Origin of the sequence: Streptomyces flaveolus (assembly GCF_044765825.1) — a bacterium.
Classification (GTDB): Bacteria; Actinomycetota; Actinomycetes; order Streptomycetales; family Streptomycetaceae; genus Streptomyces; species Streptomyces flaveolus.
This window is the reverse complement of sequence record NZ_JBIWKU010000008.1, coordinates 279,892-299,144: the sequence shown is the minus strand read 5'-3', so window position 1 is coordinate 299,144 and position 19,253 is coordinate 279,892. Positions and strand designations below refer to the sequence as shown.

12 protein-coding genes and 2 pseudogenes are annotated in these 19,253 nt (G+C 72.6%); 9 read left to right on the top strand and 5 right to left on the bottom strand.

Annotated features, from left to right (window positions below):
* Window positions 1–37 precede the first annotated feature (37 nt).
* Window positions 38–3,658: a TIM-barrel domain-containing protein gene (locus tag ACIRG6_RS25040; RefSeq protein ID WP_365024182.1), complete on the bottom strand. Its 3,621-nt coding sequence runs from the start codon at window positions 3,656–3,658 to the stop codon at window positions 38–40.
* 349 nt (window positions 3,659–4,007) lie between these two features.
* Here ACIRG6_RS25040 and ACIRG6_RS25035 point away from each other — a divergent pair, with 349 nt between their 5' ends.
* Window positions 4,008–4,811 (top strand): phytanoyl-CoA dioxygenase family protein, encoded by an 804-nt coding sequence (locus ACIRG6_RS25035; protein WP_364821317.1) that lies wholly within the window; start codon window positions 4,008–4,010, stop codon window positions 4,809–4,811.
* Window positions 4,808–4,957, top strand: a pseudogene (locus tag ACIRG6_RS25030) (Lrp/AsnC family transcriptional regulator); the annotation flags it as partial. The gene ACIRG6_RS25035 and the pseudogene ACIRG6_RS25030, both read left to right, overlap by 4 nt.
* A 78-nt stretch (window positions 4,958–5,035) precedes the next feature.
* Here the strand turns inward: ACIRG6_RS25030 and rox are convergent.
* Window positions 5,036–6,517 (bottom strand): rifampin monooxygenase, encoded by a 1,482-nt coding sequence (rox, locus tag ACIRG6_RS25025; RefSeq protein WP_364821320.1) that lies wholly within the window; start codon window positions 6,515–6,517, stop codon window positions 5,036–5,038.
* Window positions 6,518–6,739: 222 nt separating this feature from the next.
* Window positions 6,740–6,964, bottom strand: coding sequence for a hypothetical protein (locus tag ACIRG6_RS25020; protein WP_350721521.1), 225 nt, complete (start codon window positions 6,962–6,964; stop codon window positions 6,740–6,742).
* A gap of 352 nt (window positions 6,965–7,316) precedes the next feature.
* Here ACIRG6_RS25020 and ACIRG6_RS25015 point away from each other — a divergent pair.
* Window positions 7,317–7,613, top strand: a pseudogene (locus tag ACIRG6_RS25015) (ATP-binding protein); the annotation flags it as partial.
* A gap of 111 nt (window positions 7,614–7,724) precedes the next feature.
* On the opposite strand, the gene ACIRG6_RS25010 reads toward ACIRG6_RS25015, so the two are convergent.
* Together ACIRG6_RS25010 and ACIRG6_RS25005 are read right to left on the bottom strand one after the other, a co-directional pair.
* Window positions 7,725–8,018 (bottom strand): hypothetical protein, encoded by a 294-nt coding sequence (locus tag ACIRG6_RS25010; protein ID WP_364680593.1) that lies wholly within the window; start codon window positions 8,016–8,018, stop codon window positions 7,725–7,727.
* Between the two features lie 269 nt (window positions 8,019–8,287).
* Window positions 8,288–9,358: an aldo/keto reductase gene (locus ACIRG6_RS25005; RefSeq protein WP_403324622.1), complete on the bottom strand. Its 1,071-nt coding sequence runs from the start codon at window positions 9,356–9,358 to the stop codon at window positions 8,288–8,290.
* A gap of 131 nt (window positions 9,359–9,489) precedes the next feature.
* Between ACIRG6_RS25005 and ACIRG6_RS25000 the strand changes: the two genes are divergently transcribed.
* The 6 genes from ACIRG6_RS25000 (at window position 9,490) to ACIRG6_RS24975 (ending at window position 19,249) form a co-directional block, all read left to right on the top strand.
* Window positions 9,490–10,110, top strand: coding sequence for a TetR/AcrR family transcriptional regulator (locus ACIRG6_RS25000; protein WP_364680587.1), 621 nt, complete (start codon window positions 9,490–9,492; stop codon window positions 10,108–10,110).
* 200 nt (window positions 10,111–10,310) lie between these two features.
* Entirely contained in the window at window positions 10,311–12,854 is a 2,544-nt protein-coding gene (locus ACIRG6_RS24995) for a discoidin domain-containing protein (protein ID WP_364680584.1), read from the top strand.
* 301 nt (window positions 12,855–13,155) lie between these two features.
* A complete protein-coding gene (locus ACIRG6_RS24990) occupies window positions 13,156–13,683 on the top strand; it encodes a hypothetical protein (protein WP_350721515.1) in 528 nt (175 codons plus the stop codon).
* A gap of 450 nt (window positions 13,684–14,133) precedes the next feature.
* Window positions 14,134–16,272 (top strand): hypothetical protein, encoded by a 2,139-nt coding sequence (locus tag ACIRG6_RS24985; protein WP_364680581.1) that lies wholly within the window; start codon window positions 14,134–14,136, stop codon window positions 16,270–16,272.
* Window positions 16,273–16,322: 50 nt separating this feature from the next.
* Window positions 16,323–17,846: a GT4 family glycosyltransferase PelF gene (pelF, locus tag ACIRG6_RS24980; RefSeq protein WP_364680579.1), complete on the top strand. Its 1,524-nt coding sequence runs from the start codon at window positions 16,323–16,325 to the stop codon at window positions 17,844–17,846.
* Entirely contained in the window at window positions 17,843–19,249 is a 1,407-nt protein-coding gene (locus ACIRG6_RS24975; protein ID WP_364680576.1) for a hypothetical protein, read from the top strand. Before pelF ends, ACIRG6_RS24975 begins: the two co-directional genes overlap by 4 nt.
* Window positions 19,250–19,253: the final 4 nt, after the last annotated feature.

Below are 19,253 nucleotides of genomic sequence, written 5' to 3'. Positions count from 1 at the left end.
GTGGGCCGTGGCGGGGCCGGTGCGGTGCGCGCGGGGGTCAGTTCTGCGTGGCCCGCCAGCGCTGCCGGGCTCCCCCTTCGTCGGCGGACTGGACCACGAGGCCGTCGGCGGTGGCGGTCAGGGTCAGCCCGCTGTGCCGTGCCCTCAGGGTGAGCGTCCCGTCCTGCGCGGTGACGGCCCACTGCTGGTTGGCGGTGCCGGTGCAGGTGTACTGGACCACCGTGGCTCCCGCCGCCTGCGAGCTGCCGGCCACGTCGGCGCAGAGGCCGCTGCCGGCGTTCTTCAGCTGGTAGGTGCCTTCGTCGTTCCGGGTGACGTTCCACTTCTGCGCCGGCGACGTGGAGGCCGCGCCGACCCGCAGCGGGCCGGCCTCGCTGTCGCCGGGCGCCTCGAGCCGTTCGTCGCCTCCGGTGTGTGCCAGGGCGTACTGGCCGTCCGGGATCGCCGGGGGCACGACGGCCTCGTCGCCCACGTCCAGTGCGAAGACGTGCACGGCGCTGTTCGCCGGCAGGGTGACGGCGGCGACGTCCTTGTCCGGGTCGATGCGCAGCGTCTTGGTGTAGAGGCGGTACTCGACGGTGTCGTAGGCGGGGCCGGACGGCGTGTTCTTGCCCTTCGTGGTGATCGCGGTCTTCGCCCCGTACCGGTCGGTGGGCAGACAGCACCAGTTGGGGAAGCCCAGCTTGGCCTCGGCGGTCGTGCCGTCGGTGTAGTGGACGGTCGCCGTGCCCTCGGCGCTGCCGCTGGTTCCGGTGCCGAGGAAGGCCAGCGCGTTGCCCTTCTCGTCGCCGGGGACCTGGATGGTCTGGCCCTTGCCCGTCACGTTGTCGGGGGTGCCCGGTGCCGCGTCGGGCCAGGTGAAGGAGAAGCCGTTCGCCTTCACGGCGGCGCCCGGGGTGACGCCCTTCTGGGCCAGCCGTTCGGCGATGAAGCTGGAGCCGCCGCCGTCGATGTCGCCGGGCCCCGGGTCGTCCTGCTCGGTCACGCCGACGTTGTCGGCGGCCGAGGCGAGCGAGGGGTGCGCCAGTGTGGTGGAGGTCCGGGTGTTCACGGAGTACGTGCTGTGCTGCCGGGTCGTGTACGACGCCCGGGCGGAGAGGTCGTACCTGCCGGGAGCGGCGCCCTTCGGGGGCGTCACGGTGAAGCGCGCGGTGAAGGTGTCGCCGTCCGGCAGGGCGCGGGTGCCCGTCGGCCCGGTCGCGGCGACCTGCCAGCCCTCGGGGGCGTCGAGGGCCGATCCGGTCACCGTGACCGGCTTGCCGGTGCTGTTGGTGACCACCACGTCGACCTGCTGGGACTCTCCGATGGTGCCGATGGCGGCGGTGCGGGCGTCGAGGCCGACGGCGCGGTCCTGGGGGTGCGTGCCGCCGACGGAGCCGGCTCCGTCGATGCGCACCGTCACCTGCTCGCCGGAGGACACCTCGGCGGTCTTGACGTGGACGACACCCGTCCCGGCGTCGTAGTACCAGCCGGAGGGCGCCGCCTGCAGTTCGCGCTCGGACGCCACCTCCCGCAGCCGCTGTCCGGCGGCCCGGACGCCGGACGGGTCGGTGTCGGTGTGCACGGTCAGGCCGTAGCTCCGCCGGGCGGGCTTGCCGTCGTAGGCGCCCCGGAGTGCGCCGATCCGGATGTCCACGGGGCCGCGGCGGCGGGCCTCCGGCGCGGTCACGTCGATGCGCTGCGTGGCCGACTCGCCCTGGGTGTGGGCCCGGGTGCGGCCGTCGTCCTCGTAGAGGGTGAAGGCGGAGTCGCCCTCGGGGTAGATGTCGAGGTCGAGACGGCCCGACGTCTTGCCCTGCGCCCAGTCGGTCGTGCCCTCGGGGAACATGGGCACGATCGCGCCGGCGCGCACGAACAGCGGAAGCGTGTCCAGGGGGGCCTGATAGCCGTCCAGGGTCTGCCCGCCCTCGTACACGCGGCCGGTCCAGTAGTCGGCCCAGCGGCCCTCGGGCAGGTGGATGCCGTTGCGGACATCGCTGTCCTCGTAGACGGGGGCGACCAGGAGGTCGTCGCCGGCGAGGAACTCGTACTTCGCCCGGTCGCCCCAGGTGGCCGGGTCGTCGGGGTAGTTCAGGTACAGGGGGCGGGTGGGGCCGACGCCGGTCTTCGAGGCGTTCGCCAGGTGCGTGTACAGGTAGGGCAGCAGCCGCTCGTGCAGCAGCAGGTACTTCTTGTTGATCGCCGTGTAGGGCGCGCCGTACCGCCAGGGCTGCTTGTCGCTCGCCGCCCAGCCGCTCATGGCGTACGTCATCGGCAGCAGCATCTTCCACTGGAGGTCGCGCACATAGGTCTCGGCGCTGCCGCCGAAGATGCCGTCGACGTCGCCGGTGGTGACGGGCTGGCCGGACATGGTGGAACCGGCGTAGGTGGGGATCTGCCAGCGGATGTAGTCCCACGAGCCCGACTGGTCGCCGCTCCACATGGCGCCGCAGCGCTGGGTGCCGGCCCAGCCCTCGACGGTGAGCACGGTCGCGCGGTCGGCGCTGTGCTCCTCGATGCCGTTCTGCGCCTTCTCGCAGGCGTCGAGGGCGAAGCGGTAGCCGGGGCCGACCCAGGCGACGTCGGTCTTGCGCACCCGGACCCCGGCGGCGACCTCGGACTCCTGCTCGGTCAGGTCGGCCTCGGTCCACAGGCCGAGTTCGGCGCCGTTTCCGTGCAGCATGTCGCCGGTTGCGGGGAGGTCCTCGTAGCCGCAGCCGTAGCCGTCGTTGACCAGCATCCAGCCGAGCGGCATGCCCTCCCGGGCGTAGCCGTCGGCGATCGCGCGGGAGTCGCGCAGCGTCTCGCGTTCACCGCGGTTGGCGTTGTGCAGGTAGCAGTCGGCGTCGCCGAGTTCCATGGCGTACATCGGCAGCATGGCGGGGCGGCCGGTGAGTTCGGTGTATCCGTCGATGACCTGCTTGGCGTCGCCGACGAAGTAGTAGGCGTCGAAGCGCTGTTCCTGGTGGGTGGTGCGTACCGGTGCGCCGAAGTCGTAGCGTCCGGGGGCGAAGGTGTTGCGCAGGACGCCGTAGCCGTTGCTGGAGAGGTAGAACGGCGCCGCGTTCGGGTTGCCGCCGTCGTTCCAGTCGTAGTCGCGGCTGATGTCGATGCTCTGGCCGCGGTGGCTGAAGCGGCCGTTCTGCATGCCGCCGCCGAAGAACTGCTCCTGTGCGCCCTGGCCCAGGGTCTGCGCGGTTCCGCCGGCCGACCAGGACAGCGGTGCGGTCTCCCGCCACAGCTGTCTGCCGTCCTCGTCGGCGAGGGCCAGGGTGACGGGCGACTTGGTGACCGTCAGGGTCGCCTCGTCGGTGCGGATGACGTAGGCGTCGTCGGTCTCGGTGTGGGTCGAGTGGGCGCCCTTGTAGTCGGTCTTGACGACGATGTCGGCGTCCGGGGCGGTGGGATCCGCGGGGTCGTCGTTCGCCGGGTCGGTGAAGTGCCCGTCGGGGGCGAGGCGGACGCGGAAGAGGTCGTCGTCGGGGAAGCTGATGCGGAGCTTCGCGTCGCCCGAGGCGACGGTGTAGGTGTCGCCGTCCGCGGTGAAGCCGGTGGCGTCGCCGAGCCGGCCGTCGGCGGCGGACGCGTCACGGGCGCCCGCGTACGACGGCACCGCGGCCGTGAGCAGCGCGGCGGCCAGGGCGGCGGCGAGCAGACGCGCTCGGGACTGACCGTTCATGGTGCCCTCCGGGGTCGGTCGGCGCTGCGGCCGCGTGCGCGTCGGTGGCGACGGTTGCGTCCCGAGGCGGCAGGCGTGACACAGCGGGCATTCCGGGCATGACGGCAACACTCCCCCAGTGAGCTGTCCGCGTCACTGCCGGAGCACTGTCGGTGCACGACTCTGGCGGGCTCGGCCCGGGCATGTCAATACGTGCTCGATGCAAAGCCGTTTCGAGCAGTTACGAGCATGGCCGGCGCTATTCGTGGCCTGGACCGCGCGGGGTGTGGCCGACGCTCCGCCGACACCCGACAAAGGCGGTGCGGTTGCTGTCGGGTGATCGGGGGCGGAGCCGCCGCACGATGGGGGCATGGACGACACGATCTTGGTATCCCGCTTCCTCCGCGACGGCTTCGTGAAGCTGGAGGGCGCCGTCGCGCCGCGCGTGGCCGCGGACTGCGCGCGGCTGCTGTGGCGGGAGACGGGCTGCGACCCGGACGATCCGGCGACGTGGACGCAGCCGGTGCACCGGGTGCCCGGCATGGGGCAGGGGCCGTTCGCCGCCGCGCCCAACTCCCCGTCCCTGCACCGCGCGTACGACCTGCTCGTCGGCGAGGGACGCTGGGAGCCGCGCTACTCGCTGGGCACGTTCCCGCTGCGTTTCCCGCACGAGGAGGAGCCGGAGGACGCGGGCTGGCACATCGAGGGCAGCTATCTGCCGAAGGGCGAGAGCTGGTACTTCACGAATCTGCGCTCCCGGGGCCGGGCGCTGTTGATGCTGTTCCTGTTCAGCGAGGTGGGTGAGGAGGACGCCCCGACCCGGATCCGGGTCGGTTCGCACCTCGACGTGCCGAAGGTGCTGGAGAAGTACGGGGAGGACGGGGCGAGCGGACTGACTCTCGCGCCCGATCTGGTGGCGGTGTCCGACCACCGGCCCCTCGCTCTCGCGACCGGGTCCCCGGGCGACGTCTTCCTGTGCCACCCGTTCCTGGTGCACGCGGCGCAGCCGCACCACGGGGTGCGGCCGCGCTTCATGGCCCAGCCGCCGCTGTTGCCGGCCGCGCCGTACGAACTGGAGCGTGCCGACGGCGCCTACTCACCGGTGGAGATCGCGATCCGCCGGGGACTCGGACAGGACACCCCCGGCCCGGACGGGGAGGGCACCGACCGGTGAGGGTCAGGACCGCGACCACCGGGCAACTGCGGGACATGCTCCGACGGATCTACGCGACCGACGGCGTCAGCGGGACGCAGGCCACCGTCGTCCTGGAGACCTTCTTCGAGCGGCCTGTCTCCCCGAACGCCACCGAGCGGCTCTGATCCTCGGGCCGTGGCGTCCCGGCACTCCCGGAAGGCGGCCCTCTGATGCGGGCCGGGGCCGCCTTCGCGAGCCGAGGGTCAGTCGGCGGGCCTGCCGAACCAGCGGGAGAGGTGGTCGTCCAGGTCCTGCTGAGCGTCGCCGATCCAGGCGACGTGGCCGTCGGGGCGCAGCAGGACGCCGGGAACATCCAGGGCCGCAGTGGGGTCCGCGAGGTGGTCGACCCGGTCCGACCAGCCGCCGACGGTCAGCCGTTCGGTGCGGTCCAGCAGCAGGCCGCGGCCGCGATGCAGCAGATCGTAGAGGCGGCCGTGTGCCACGTCGATGTCGGGCAGGCGGCGGCCGAGCAGGTCGGGGCCTTCGCCGAAGTCGTAGCGGATGTCGATCGCGGTGATCTTCTCGATGAGGTGGCGGTTCACCTCGTCGAAGTCCATCAGTTCGGTGAGCAGCCTGCGCACGGCCTGCGGGCCCGGTTCGGTGGAGTGCAGTTCCATCTGGGCGCGGGTGTTGTCCAGCACGTCCTCGGCGACCGGACGACGTTCGGCCTGGTAAGTGTCCAGCAGAGTTTCCGGCGCCCAGCCGCGGATGTGTGCGGCCAGTTTCCAGCCGAGGTTGAACGCGTCCTGGACGCCCAGGTTGAGGCCCTGTCCGCCGGCGGGCGGATGGATGTGCGCCGCGTCGCCGGCCAGCAGCACCCGCCCGACCCGATAGCGCTCGGCCAGCCGGGTGGCATCCCCGAAGCGGGACAACCAGCGCGGTGAGTGCACGCCGAAATCGGTTCCGGCGATGGCGCGCAGTCGTTGCTTGAAGTCGTCGAGGGTGGGTGGTTCCGTGCGATCGCCGACTCCCGCGGCGGGGACCACGACGCTGTAGGCGCTTCCGACGGGCCTGAGCCAGAAGCGCTTGTCGGTCGCGCGGATCTCGGCCACCTTGGCGGCGATCTCCTCCTGCGGCACACCCACGTGCATCTCGCCCATCAGCGTCTCGGTCCGCGAGGGCTCGCCGGGAAAGCCGACGCCGAGCAGTCTGCGCACCGTACTGCGCCCGCCGTCACAGCCGACGAGACAGCGCGAGCGCAGCTTCTCGCCGTCCACCAGCTCGACGGTCACACCCGCCTCGTCCTGCTCGAAACCGGCCACCGTGCAACCCCGCCGGATCTGCGCGCCCAGTCGGGTCGCGTGTTCTTCGAGCAGGCGCACGACGACCGGCTGCGGGATGCCCAGCAGATAGGCGTGCGCGGAATCCAGGCCCTTGGGCGCGGGTTTGTCGATGGCGGCGAAGAATCCGCCGGCCGGACGCTGCCTTCCGTGTTCGCGCATGCGATCCAGGAGTCCGCGCATCGCCATCAGCTCGAGACTGCGCATGTGCAGACCGACGATGCGGACGAACGAAGCGGGCTCGGTCTCCTTCTCCAGAACGAGGACCCGCACGCCGTGCAGCCGCAGTTCGGCGGCCAGCATCGCGCCGGTCGGCCCGCACCCGGCAATGATCACGTCGTACATGAGGGGCGCGCGCTCGGCGCCGGGGGCCGACGGCTCGGTGGTGAACTGCGAAGAGTCCATAGGTGTTGCCCTTTCGGGAGTGCCTTGGTGGGGAGGCGCTCCCGGCGACACCTACGTCAATCGCCGGCCGTGACGGAAAGGGGGAGCACCCACGTCGATACTGCGTTCATGGGTCTCACCTCCTCGGGCGGTGTCACGGTCCCCCGCAAGCTACAAGCGCGAGCATCGCGCCGTCCAATCATTTGGCGGCCCGTTCACCAGCCGCGTGATCACGGCTCCCGGTCAGAACAGGCGTTCCTGCGCGCCGGTCGGTCTGGCGCGCGGCCGGTCCCGGCGTGGGGTGGTCCGCTCGGGTGCCGTGTCCCCGAACAGGGGAGCCGTGCCGTACTCGTCGGGCTCGGCCGGAACGGCGGTGGGACCGGTGCCCACGTTCAGCCGCAGCGGGGCTTCCCGGTCGAAGTCCCCCGGGGTCATCGCCGTCCACTCCCGGTCCTGCCGCTCACCCACGCACCGACACCTCTCTCGCACCGCGAGCCGCGTTGCCGCCGCTCGGCCTGTTGTGAGGGATTCTGCCCGGTCGGCGGCTCACATCACCGGGCGCGTCGACCATCACGAGGTTCCGTTCGGTGGTGTGGCCCCGCGCACGGGGGAGAACGCGGGGCCACACGAGAAAACTATCGGAGTCGTCCGCCACCTACCAGACCCGCCCCCTGTGGCCCCTCCCCCTGACTCCTCCCGGTGCCCCCTCTGTGCGAGCCGTCCGGGCCGTCACCCGGACGGCGGACGGCCGCGGCGGCCCGGCCGGCGCCCGCCGCACGGCGTCCCGCGATCCCGGCCGTGCCGGGCACACACTGGTGTCATGGACCATCCCGATCCGCCGGAGGCGGTGTCACGGCGCTTTCCCGGGGAGCCGCGGAGCGCGGCGTCGGCTCGACGGTTCGTGCGCGCGGCTCTCCGCGGCGTCGCCCCGGACCTCGCCGACACCGCCCAGCTCCTCGCGGGCGAGCTGGTCACCAACGCGGTGCTGCACGCGGGCACGGAGATCGAGGTCGGGGTCCGCGTGCACGACGGCCGGGCGCGCGTGGAGGTCGGCGATAGCCGGCCCCGCCGTGGCCCCGTGCCGCGCCACTCCCCGCCGTACGCCGGTACGGGGCAAGGGCTGGCGCTGGTCGAGCAGTTGGCGTCGCGGCACGGCCGACGCCGGCGACCCGCACAAGACCGTGTGGTCCGAGCTGTGGCCCGACGGTCCGCCACCGCCGTCGCCCCGTCAGGCCGCGCGCATACGGCCTCGCACCGCGCGGAGGGGTGCGGCGGGGGTGTGGGCGGCCCTGACCCGGTAGGTCGTCCTGGCCGGGTCGGTCAGGGGGTCGCCGAGCGTGATCCGGCCGGCGGCGTGCAGCGCGTCGCACTCGGCGGTCGGCAGCGCGACGTAGCAACCCCCCTTGCCCGTGGCGGAGTCCAGCGGTCGCCAATAGCTGTATCTGCGCCGTCCGCCGCCCCGCACGGTGACGAACACGGGGGTACGCGTATCGGAGACGATCCGCAGGATGTCGGACTCCACGGGGCTGAGGGGACCGCACGGGCGGGACCGTGGGCGCCCCGGGGCGGGAACGGCGCCGACGGGAGGGACGGCACCGAGCCGGGCGGGGCGGCCGGTCGCGCGGGGGGCGACGGTCTGCGGGAGCAGGGCGGTGGGCGGCATCGGCTGTGGCCTTTCCAGGTCAGTGACTCGAGACCGCCTACCCGGTCCGGCCGGTGTTGATCTCGCTTGCGCCGCATTCTTCAGTACGGCACTGACAATCCCGCGCCGCCCGCGCCGGAAGCGGTGCCTCAGCCGCGCAACGGGGCCGCGTCCGCGCCCGCCCTCCCGAGGGGGTGGGGGTTGAGGCGGGCGAAGCCCTCCTGTCGCTCGTAGGGGAAGTAGGGGTAAGGGGCGGCCTTGGCACTCGCGGCGTCGAGGCGGGTCACCTGATCCTCGGTCAGGGACCAGCCGACGGCGCCCAGGTTCTGCCGGAGCTGCTCCTCGTTGCGGGCGCCGATGAGGACCGAGGAGACGGTCGGGCGCCGCAGCAGCCAGTTGATGGCGATCTGGGGGACGGTCCTGCCCGTCTCCTCGGCGACGGCGTCGAGGGCGTCCACCACCCGGTAGAGGTGGTCGTCCTCCACGGGAGGGCCGTAGTCGGCCGTGGCGTGCAGCCGGCTCCCGGCGGGCAGCGGCCGGCCACGGCGGATGCGGCCCGTCAGCCGCCCCCACCCCAGCGGGCTCCAGACGACGGCTCCGACCCCCTGGTCGAGCCCCAGCGGCATGAGTTCCCACTCGTAGTCCCGGCCGACGAGGGAGTAGTAGACCTGGTGCGCCGCGTACCGCTGGTACCCGTGCCGGTCCGCGTCGGCCAGCGACTTCATCAGCTGCCACCCGCTGAAGTTCGAGACGCCGGTGTAGCGGAGCTTTCCGGCGCGTACGAGGTCGTCGAGGGTGGACAGCACCTCGTGGACCGGGGTCCGCGCGTCGTAGGCGTGCAACTGGAAGAGATCGATGTAGTCGGTGCCCAGCCGGCGCAGGGCACCGTCGACCGCCTTGATCAGCCGCGCCCGTGAGGTTCCCGCGTCCGCCGGTCCGTCGCCGGTCGGCAGGCCGGCCTTCGTGGAGAGGATCACCTGGTCACGGCGCCCCTTGACGGCCGCGCCGAGCACTTCCTCCGACGCGCCGCCGGAGTAGACGTCGGCGGTGTCGAACATGGTCACGCCCGCCTCCAGGCAGATGTCGACCAGCCGGCGTGCCTGCGCCTCGTCCGTGTCGCCCCACGCCCCGAAGAGCTCTCCGCGCCCGCCGAAGGTACCCGCGCCGAAGCTCAGTGCCGGGACCATGAGCCCGGACTCGCCCAGTCTCCTGTATTCCACAACCGCATCCCCTCGTCCGGTCGCCCCGTCGGTCGAACGACGCGACGACACCTCTTTAACGGGACGTTCGTTCCGTTAAGATGTCCACAGACTAACAGGAACCGAGCGCCTAATGGAACCGGAGTACCGTTATGACGTCCGACAGCGTGGAGCCGGGCACCGTCCGCCCGGGAGGCCGCACGGCGCGGGTGCGGTCCGCCGTACTGCGAGCCGCCGGCGACGCACTGGCCGAGCACGGCCTGGCCGGCCTGGACCTCGCCGACGTGGCCCGTCGCGCCGAGGTCGGCAGGACCACGGTCTACCGCCGCTGGGGAACCCCGGCCAACCTGGTCGCCGACCTGCTGTCGGACATGGCCGAGCAGTCGCTCCCCCGCACGGACACGGGCAGCCTGACCGACGACCTGCGCGCGAACGCCCGGCTCGTCCAGCGCACCCTGGCCGACGCACGGCAGGGCGCGCTGTTCAAGGCGGTGATCGCCGCCGCGACCTGTGACGGACAGGCGGCAGCCGCCCTCCGCCGGTTCTACGACACCCGCGTCTCGGAATGGGAGCCCTGCGTCCGGCAGGCCGTCGAGCGCGGTGAACTGCCCGAGGGCACCGACACCCACGAGGTGATCCGCGCGGTCTCCGCCCCCCTGTACTACCGCCTGCTGACCACCGGCGAGCCGCTCGACGAGGCGGCGGCGGACCGCGCCGCGGACGCCGCGGTCGCGGCGGCACGGGCGGGCGTCTTCGCGACGACCGGACGCTGAGGAGGGACCCGCCCCCGGGAGGCCGAGGCGGCCGCCGGACTTTTTTCTCTCGTCCAAACCCTTGCCCCATCGATGCCTCACCACTTAAATCACAGCTTGAACTAAGCGACCTCATAAAGCCGTTCGCCCCGTCAGCCGCTCCCGGCATCCGGCCGGGAAGGCCGCCCCCCTCCCTGTCCGCACCCGCAGAAAGCTCACGCATGAGACTCAGATCCCTGGGTGTCGCGCTCGTCGCCACGGCGGCGCTCGTCACCCTCCCCACACAGGTGACGGCCTCCGCGGCCGACACCCCCCTGTCCCAGGGCCGCACGGTCACGGCCTCGTCCACCGAGAACGCCGGGACAGCCCCGGGCAACGCCGTCGACGGCGACTCGGGCACGAGGTGGTCATCGGCCGCGAGCGACGCCCAGTGGCTCCAGGTCGACCTCGGCGCCACGGCCTCCGTCACCCGGGTCGTCCTCCAATGGGAGGCCGCGTACGGCAAGGACTACCGGATCCAGCTCTCCCCGGACGGGAACACCTGGACCGACGCGAAGACGGTGACCGGCGGCGACGGCGGCACCGACACCCTGGACGTCTCGGGGCAGGGCCGCTACGTCCGGATGCAGGGCGTCCACCGGGCCACCCCCTGGGGCTACTCCCTGTGGGAGTTCCAGGTCTTCGGCACCACCGGGGGCACCGCCCCCGGCTCGTGCGGCACGGACAACGCCGCCCGCGGCAAGCCCGCCTCGGCCTCCTCCGTGGAGAACGCCGGGACCCCCGCCTCCGCCGCCTTCGACGGCGACGCCGGCACCCGCTGGTCCAGCCAGGCCTCCGACCCGCAGTGGGTCCAGGTCGACCTGGGCTCGGTGCGGGACCTGTGCAAGGTGGACCTGAACTGGGAGGCGGCCTACGCCAAGGAGTTCCGGATCGAGGCCTCCTCGGACGGGCAGAGCTGGCAGACACTGAAGAGCGTCACGGGCGCCACCGGCGGCAAGGCCTCCTACGACGTCAGCGGTTCGGGCCGTTACGTCCGCGTCCGGGGCACGGTCCGCGCGACCGGCTACGGCTACTCCCTGTGGGAGGTCGCCGTCCACACCGGCACGACCGGCACTCCCCCGGTCGAGGGCGGCGGTGACCTGGGACCGAACGTCATCGTCGTGGACCCCTCCACGCCGGGCCTCCAGCAGAAGTTCGACCAGGTCTTCGCCCAGCAGGAGTCGAACCAGTTCGGCAGCGGGCGCTACCAGTTCCTGCTGAAGCCGGGCACCTACAACGGCATCAACGCCCAACTCGGCTTCTACACCTCCATCTCCGGGCTCGGTCTCAACCCGGACGACACGCAGATCAACGGTGACATCACCGTGGACGCGGGCTGGTTCAACGGCAACGCCACGCAGAACTTCTGGCGTTCGGCCGAGAACCTGGCCATCACGCCGTCCAACGGCACCGACCGCTGGGCCGTCGCCCAGGCCGCCCCGTTCCGGCGCATCCACGTCAAGGGCGGCCTCAACCTCGCCCCCAACGGCTACGGCTGGGCCTCCGGCGGTTACATCGCCGACTCGAAGATCGACGGCACGGTCGGTCCCTACTCGCAGCAGCAGTGGTACACCCGGGACAGCTCGGTCGGCGGCTGGACCAACGGCGTCTGGAACATGACCTTCACCGGTGTCGAGGGCGCGCCGGCGAGCAACTTCGAGACCGGCCCGTACACCACGCTCGACACCACACCGCTCTCGCGCGAGAAGCCGTTCCTCTACCTGGACGGCAACGAGTACAAGGTGTTCGTGCCCGGCAAACGCACCAACGCCCGCGGCGTGTCCTGGCCCGCCAACGCCGGCGGCACCTCCCTGCCGCTCAGCCAGTTCTACGTCGTCAAGCCCGGCGCGACGGCCGCGACCATCAACGCCGCCCTCGCCCAGGGGCTCAACCTGCTGTTCACGCCCGGTGTCTACCACCTCGACCGGACCATCGAGGTGAACCGGGCGAACACGGTCGTGCTGGGTCTGGGACTCGCCACCATCGTCCCCGACGGCGGCGTCGACGCCCTGCACGTGGCCGACGTCGACGGTGTGCGGCTCGCCGGCTTCCTGATCGACGCCGGCCCGGTGCGGTCCGACACGCTGCTGCGGATCGGGACTCCGGGCGCGAGCGCCGACCACTCCGCCAACCCCACCACCATGCAGGACGTGTTCATCCGCGTCGGCGGCGCGGGCCCGGGGCTGGCCACCGACTCCGTCGTGGTCGACAGCGACGACGTGATCATCGACCACACCTGGATCTGGCGCGCCGACCACGGTGCCGGTGTCGGCTGGGAGACCAACCGGGCCGACTACGGGCTGCGCGTCAACGGCGACGACGTCCTCGCGACGGGATTGTTCGTGGAGCACTTCAACAAGTACGACGTGTTCTGGAGCGGGGAGCGCGGCCGGACGATCTTCTTCCAGAACGAGAAGGCGTACGACGCCCCGAACGAGGCCGCCATCACCCACGACGGCATCGTCGGCTACGCCGCCTACAAGGTCGCCGACTCGGTGAACGAGCACGAGGCCGTGGCACTGGGCAGTTACTGCAACTACACGTCCGACGACACGATCGTCCAGCACCACGGGTTCCAGGTGCCGGTCAAGCCGGGCGTCAGGATGCGCCACCTGATGGTGATCTCGCTGGGCGGAAAGGGCCAGTACGCGCACGTGATCAACGACACCGGCGCGCCCACGTCGGGGACGGACACCGTGCCGTCCAAGGTCACCCAGTTCCCGTGACGGACGGGTGAACCAGGTGTCCGTGCGCCCGGGGACCCATGCCCCGGGCGCACGGGCCGCTTTCGGCAGGCGCGCGGAATCCGCCATTGCCGCCGGTGGGCCGGGGCGGCGGAGCGGCCCGGCAAGGTTACCGGCGGGACCGGTGCGCGCACGGCGCTGTGGTGCGCGAACACCGGCCGGCACCCGTTGTGACGGTGCCGTCACAGGTCCTTCACCGAACGCACACTTCCAGCCGAGCCGTGTTCCCGCTGTTCCTGGCGGTACAGACGGTGGGCGGGGGCCGTGCCTAGTCTCCCGGGCCATGCGATCCACACGAACGAGACGCTTCGGTCTCGCCACGATCATCGCCCTCGCCCTCGCCCTGTTCGGCCTGGCGCCCTCGGCGAGCGCCGCCGAACCGGCCCCGGCCGAGCTGTCGTTCAGCTCCGACGCGGCGACCACGCAGCCGGGCGGCACGGTGAACCTGTCGATGACGATCAAGAACAACAAGACGTACGACATCTGGTTCGTCTACCAGACGATCGACCCGACCTGGCTGACCACCCAGCGCCCCGACCTCAAGTACAGCTTCACCGGCTGCAGTCTGGCGGCGGAGAACGGAGCCGTGCCGTGCAGCGGGACCGGGCCCGCCAACCTGGGCGCCAACTACGGCGCCACCATCCCGCCCGGTCAGAGCCGTACCGTCACGCTGACGCTGCAGATCGCCGCCGACTCCGGCTGCAACGGCAACATCGGCTTCTACTCGTACTACTACGCCGAGTTCAGCGACACCACGAGCGTCAACGGCGGCCCGGTCTACACGCCGGAGACCCGCGTCCTGTGTGCCTGACCGCGCCACCCCCCGCGTACTGAGCACCGGCGGCGGCCGGCCCCACGACGGGCCGGCCGCCGCCGGCCTGCGGATCACGCGTGACCTGATCTCGCGCCAGGGCCGGTCGGCGCGCTGGTGCAGACCTCTGGCACGGAAGCCCGGCGGAACATGACGTTCCGTGTCCGCCCGATTCCGTTCCGCAGCAGTACACAGGCCCTGCGGCGCCTTCGACCTGCCGGGATGCGGCACTCACCGACGACCGGGGAGCATGCCCGTGGGAGCCGAAAGAACACACGTACTTTTCCGTCAAGTTCCGCAGCAGGCACACAAAAGCTCCACACAGACCTCACTATGTGACGCGACGGATGCGTTGACGACCGGCGTCTCAGGGGAGCGGCGGCGTTGTCATGGGGTGGGGGGCTCCGAAAGGGGCGGCCGACCCCTGCCCGGGGAGGGGAATCTCACCGCATGAAGCGGACCATTCGCACGACGGCGCTCACAGTGGGCGCGCTGATCGCGTCGCTCGCCCTACCGGCCGGCACGGCCCGGGCGGACACCCCGGCACCACGCATCGACCTGCGCGTGCTGGTAGTGAGCGACGGAGGACCGGCCACCGACGCCATCGCCGCCGAGCTCAGGACCGCCGGAACGCCGTACACGAAGGTCGATCTCGGGGACACGAACCGGCCCGTGATCGACGCCGGCTTCCTCGCCGACACCGTGGACGGCCGGCCCCGCGCCAGGTTCCAGGCCGTGGTCATGCCCAATGACAATCCCTTCCCGGCGGCCTCGGGCGAGATGGCGGCCCTGGCCGCCTACGAGAAGGCGTACGGGATCCCGCAGGTCGACGCGTACACCTACGCGCGTCCCGAGGTCGGGCTCCAGTACGCGGTCGGCACCGGGTACGCCGGCAGTCTGGACGGCGTACGGGCCGAGGTGACGCAGGCCGGTCAGGCGGGCCCCTTCGGCTATCTGGACGGAGCCGTACCGTTCGAGGACAACTCCCCCACCGTGGGCGAGTCCTACGCCTACCTGTCGACGCCCGCGCCGGGCGCCGACTTCGTCCCGTACGTCCAGGCGGCGATACCCGGGCGGGCGACGAAGGGCTCGCTGGTGGGCGAGTACCGGCACGACGGGCGGCGCGAACTGGTCGTCACCTTCGTCTACAACCAGTACCAGCAGCAGTTCCGGCTGCTGGCCCGGGGCATCGTGGAGTGGATGACCGGCGGGGTCCACCTGGGCGCCGACCGCAACTACTTCGCGGTCCACGTCGACGACGTGTTCGCCGCCGACGACCGCTGGGACACCCAGCTCAACTGCACACCCGGCGACGTGGACTGCGCGCCGGGCGAGGGCACCCCGAACCCGATCCGCATGGTCCCCGCCGACGTCGACCACGCCACCGCCTGGCAGGACAGCAGAAACTTCACCCTCGACCTGGCCTACAACGGTTCCGGCAGCGTCGACCACCGCCAGGACAACGACGGCGCCGACCCGCTCGCCGACAAGCTGATCGCCGACCGCGGTGAATTCCGCTGGATCAACCACACGTACACGCACGCCTTCCTCGGCTGCGTCCAGGACGTCAGCGTCGTGCCGTGGAAGTGCGCCACGAACGCCGACGGCAGCACCCGGTGGGTCTCCCGCAACGAGATCGCGGACGAGATCGCCACCAACCGGGTCTGGGGCCAGACGGCCGGACTGCCGCTGGACAACGACGAGTTGGTGACCGGCGAGCACTCCGGCCTGAAGGTGACCCCGCAGCAGCCCGTGGACAACCCGAACCTGGGCCCCGCCCTCACGGACAACGGCGTCGCCTGGCTCGGCTCGGACAACTCCCGCGACCCCGTGCAGCGCCGGGTGGGCAGCGCCACGACGGTCTCCCGCTACCCGATGAACGTCTTCTACAACGCCGGGCGGGCGGCCGAGCAGGTCGACGAGTACAACTGGATCTACACCAGCCGCGCCCAGGGCGGCAGCGGCATCTGCGAGGACAACCCGGCCACCTCCACGTGCCTGACCGCACCGCTGGACACCGCCACCGGCTACACCGGCCACATCGTGCCGCTGGAGACGCGCATCGCACTCGGGCACGTCCTCGCCAACGACCCGAAGCCGCACTTCATCCACCAGTCGAACCTGGCCGAGGACCGCATCGCCTACCCGGTCCTCGACGGTGTCCTCGACGGCTACGCCGGGCTGTTCGCCGACAACACCCCCGTGGTGAACCTGCGCATGGAGGCCATCGGCGTCGAACTCCAGCGCCGCGCGGCCTGGCAGGCGGCCGTCGACGCCGGCCACGTCACCGCCTACCGCGTCGGCGCCGCCGTGACCGTCGAGGCACCCGACGGCGTCGCGGTGCCGGCGACCATGCCCACCGGCACCCTGCGCGCGGGCACGGGCTTCGGCGACGCCTACGCCGGTGCGGTGTCCGGCTGGACCACGCCCGCGGCCGGACACGCCCTCGCCCTCACCCTGCCGTCGTCGGCGACCGCTTCCCCGGCGGCCACCGGCCCCGGCGACACGGCCGCCGCGACGCCGGCCGCTCCCCGCACCCGGGTACCGGCCGGCGTGAGCGAGCCGGTGCCCTACGGCACGGAGCGCTGAGCGCCCACCGCAGGACCTGCCACCCCACACCCCGGCCGTGGAGCACATGAATGCACGTTCCCCACGGCGCGCGGCGCCCCGGCGCGCCGCGCGTCACCCTGCTCACCGAAGGCACCTACCCGCACAGTCACGGCGGAGTGAGTGTCTGGTGCGACCAACTCGTCACCGGCATGCCCGACCTGGACTTCGACGTCGTCGCCGTCACCGGCACCGGGCGCGAACCGGTCGTCTGGGACATCCCCCGGCATGTCACCCGGGTCGTCTCCGTCCCCATGTGGGGGCCCGCCCCGCAGGGGCGCCTCCCGCGCGGGCGTGAGCGCAACCGGCTCGAGGCCGCCTACGAGCGGTTCGTGACCGCGCTGCTCGACCCGCGGGCCGAGGACGGGTTCGGCCCCGCCCTGTACCGGCTGGCGCGGGCCGCGGCGGACGGCCGGCTGAGCCCGTTCCTGCGCGGGGACCGGGCGATCGGCATCCTGACCGCCGTCTGGAACCGGCCGGGGCTCGCCGTCCGCGAGGCCCGGCCCACCCTGCACGACGCGGTGACGGCGACCGCCCTGCTGGAGCACGCCCTGCGTCCGCTGGCCGCCCCGTGTCCGGAACAGGGCGTGGCGCACGCGGTCAGCGGCGGCGTCGCGGTGCTGCCCGGGCTGGCCGCGCTGGAACGGCACGGGGTGCCCCTGCTGCTGACGGAGCACGGCGTCTATCTGCGCGAGCGGTACCTCGGTTACCGCACCGCCCCCTACCGGTGGCCGGTCAAGGCACTCGTCCTGGGCTTCTTCCGGCTGCTGGCCGAGGAGACGTACCGCAGGGCCGCGCTGATCACCCCGGGCAACCGCTACAACCGGCTGTGGGAGGAACAGGGCGGCGCCGCCCCGGAGTCCATACGCACGGTCTACAACGGTGTCGATCCGGCCGCGTTCCCGCCCGCCGGACCGGAGCCCGCGGAGCCCGTGCTCAGCTGGGCCGGCCGGGTCGACCCGATCAAGGACCTGGAGACCCTGATCCGCGCCTTCGCGGTGGTGCGGGCCGAACTGCCCGCGGCACGCCTGCGGTTGTTCGGCGGCACACCGCGCGGCGGCGAGGCCTACCGGGAGCGCTGCGAGGCGCTGGCGGCGCAGCTCGGCCATGGGGACGCCGTCACCTTCGAGGGCCGGGTCGAGGACATCAAGGACGCCTACGCCGCCGGGAACGTGGTGATGCTGTCCAGCATCAGCGAGGGCTTCCCCTTCACCCTGATCGAGGCCATGTCCTGCGGCCGGGCGACCGTCTCCACGGACGTGGGCGGCGTCCGCGAGGCCGTCGGCGACGCCGGTCTCGTCGTACCGCCGCGTGACCCGTCCGCCATGGCCGCCGCCGCCCTGGAACTGCTGGGTGACGCGGGGCGGCGCCGGGCGATGGGCGAGGCGGCGCGGCTGCGGGTGATCGAGCAGTTCACGCTCCGGCAGACCATCGACACCTTCCGGTCCATCTATCTGGAGCTGTCGGCGTTCGGCTCCGCGGTCACGCCCACGGCGTCCGACGACGGTCCCTTCGCGGCGGTCGGCGCGGCACCGGTGAGGAGTGCGACCGGATGAGCGGACCCATGGCGCTGGAGCCCGGCGGCGCGGAGCAGGACACGCTGGCGCTGCGCCTCGCCGACGCCCGCACGCCCGCCCCGCGCGCGGCCGACCACCACACGCTCGCCCTGGTCCGGCCCGGGCACGGCGCGCGGCACGCGGCGGTCGACCGGCTGGCCGCCGAACTCGCCGACCGCATCGCCCCGGCCGTCCATCCCTACGAGGTGGCCGCGCTGCTGGAGTCGGAGGGGCTGACCGGCGAGGTGATCGCGGACCAGTACGGGCACCGCGACCTCTTCTCGCTGGCCACGGCGTTGTACGAGCGTGTCCCGCGTGCCTTTCCGCAGCCGCCGCGGCCCGCCGATCCCTGGCGGCCCGACCATGTGCGCTGCGCGCTGCGCGGCGCCCTGTTCGCACTGCCCGGCCTCGGCTACGCGCTCGCCGGGCGGCTGCTGCCGCACGGCGGCACGGTGACGGCGCTGGTGGTGGCGGGGCTGGTGTCCTGGGCGTGGAACCAGGCGCTGGGCCACCGGGCGTACCTGCGCTTGGCGACCGGGCGCCAGGAGGCCGGCCGCACGCTGCTGAAGGGGGCGCCGCTGGGTGCCGTCGCCGCGACCGCCGCGGGGGCCCCGCTCGCCGGGTCCGGTGCGGCGGTGGCGGCCGTGGCGGTCCAATCGGGGTACCTCGCCGCGGCCGGCGTGCTGCTGGTGCTGGGCCGGGAGCGGCTGCTGCTGGCCGCGCTCGTGCCGGTGGTCGCCGGTGCGGCGGTGCTGCCCTGGTGGGAGCCCGGGGACCTGTTGCGGGCCGGCCTGCCGTCGCTCTCCCTGTGCGGTGCGGTGGCCGTGGCCGGCTGGACGCTGCGCGGCACCCTGGCGGCCGCGCCGGTCGCGGGAGCCGTGCGTCCGCGGGCGTCACGGTCCCTGCCGTACGGTCTGTTCGGGCTGGCCGCCGGGGTGCTGGTGTTCCTGGCGGGCCGCGAGCAGCCGTGGGCGGTGGTGGTGCTGACCGTGAGCATGGGCCCGGCGGAGTGGCTGCTGTACCGCTACCGCGGTCTGTCGGTGGCGGCGCTGCGGGCCACCGCCACCCCAGCCGGGTTCCGGCTGCGTTCGGCCGCCGTGCTCGCCGGCTGCCTGCTGGCCTACGCCGGGCCGCTGGTGCCGGCGGCCCTGCTGGTGGACGCCGACCCGGTGGCGACCGCGCTGCTCGCGGTGGTCCTGTATACCGCGCTGCTCCTCCAGGCCTTCGGCGTGGCCTGGCCCCCTGCCGCCCTGTGTCTCGCGGCGGCCGCGGGCGCCGGCGCGGCCGTGGTGTACGGCCTCCCACCCGGCACGGCGGCCCTGCCGTTGTGCTGCGGGATCGCCGCCCTCTGTCTCACCGGGTGCGTGCTGCGGCTGCTGGGCCGGCCGGCCGCCCATGCCTGACGCC

Excerpts from the sequence above, each read along its gene's own strand:
- pelF (WP_364680579.1), top strand. The coding sequence starts at position 16,323 with ATGCACGTTCCCCACGGCGCGCGGCGCCCCGGCGCGCCGCGCGTCACC.
- ACIRG6_RS25035 (WP_364821317.1), top strand. The coding sequence starts at position 4,008 with ATGGACGACACGATCTTGGTATCCCGCTTCCTCCGCGACGGCTTCGTG.
- rox (WP_364821320.1), bottom strand. The coding sequence starts at position 6,517 with ATGGACTCTTCGCAGTTCACCACCGAGCCGTCGGCCCCCGGCGCCGAG.
- ACIRG6_RS25000 (WP_364680587.1), top strand. The coding sequence starts at position 9,490 with ATGACGTCCGACAGCGTGGAGCCGGGCACCGTCCGCCCGGGAGGCCGC.
- ACIRG6_RS25040 (WP_365024182.1), bottom strand. The coding sequence starts at position 3,658 with ATGAACGGTCAGTCCCGAGCGCGTCTGCTCGCCGCCGCCCTGGCCGCC.
- ACIRG6_RS24995 (WP_364680584.1), top strand. The coding sequence starts at position 10,311 with ATGAGACTCAGATCCCTGGGTGTCGCGCTCGTCGCCACGGCGGCGCTC.
- ACIRG6_RS24975 (WP_364680576.1), top strand. The coding sequence starts at position 17,843 with ATGAGCGGACCCATGGCGCTGGAGCCCGGCGGCGCGGAGCAGGACACG.
- ACIRG6_RS24985 (WP_364680581.1), top strand. The coding sequence starts at position 14,134 with ATGAAGCGGACCATTCGCACGACGGCGCTCACAGTGGGCGCGCTGATC.
- ACIRG6_RS24990 (WP_350721515.1), top strand. The coding sequence starts at position 13,156 with ATGCGATCCACACGAACGAGACGCTTCGGTCTCGCCACGATCATCGCC.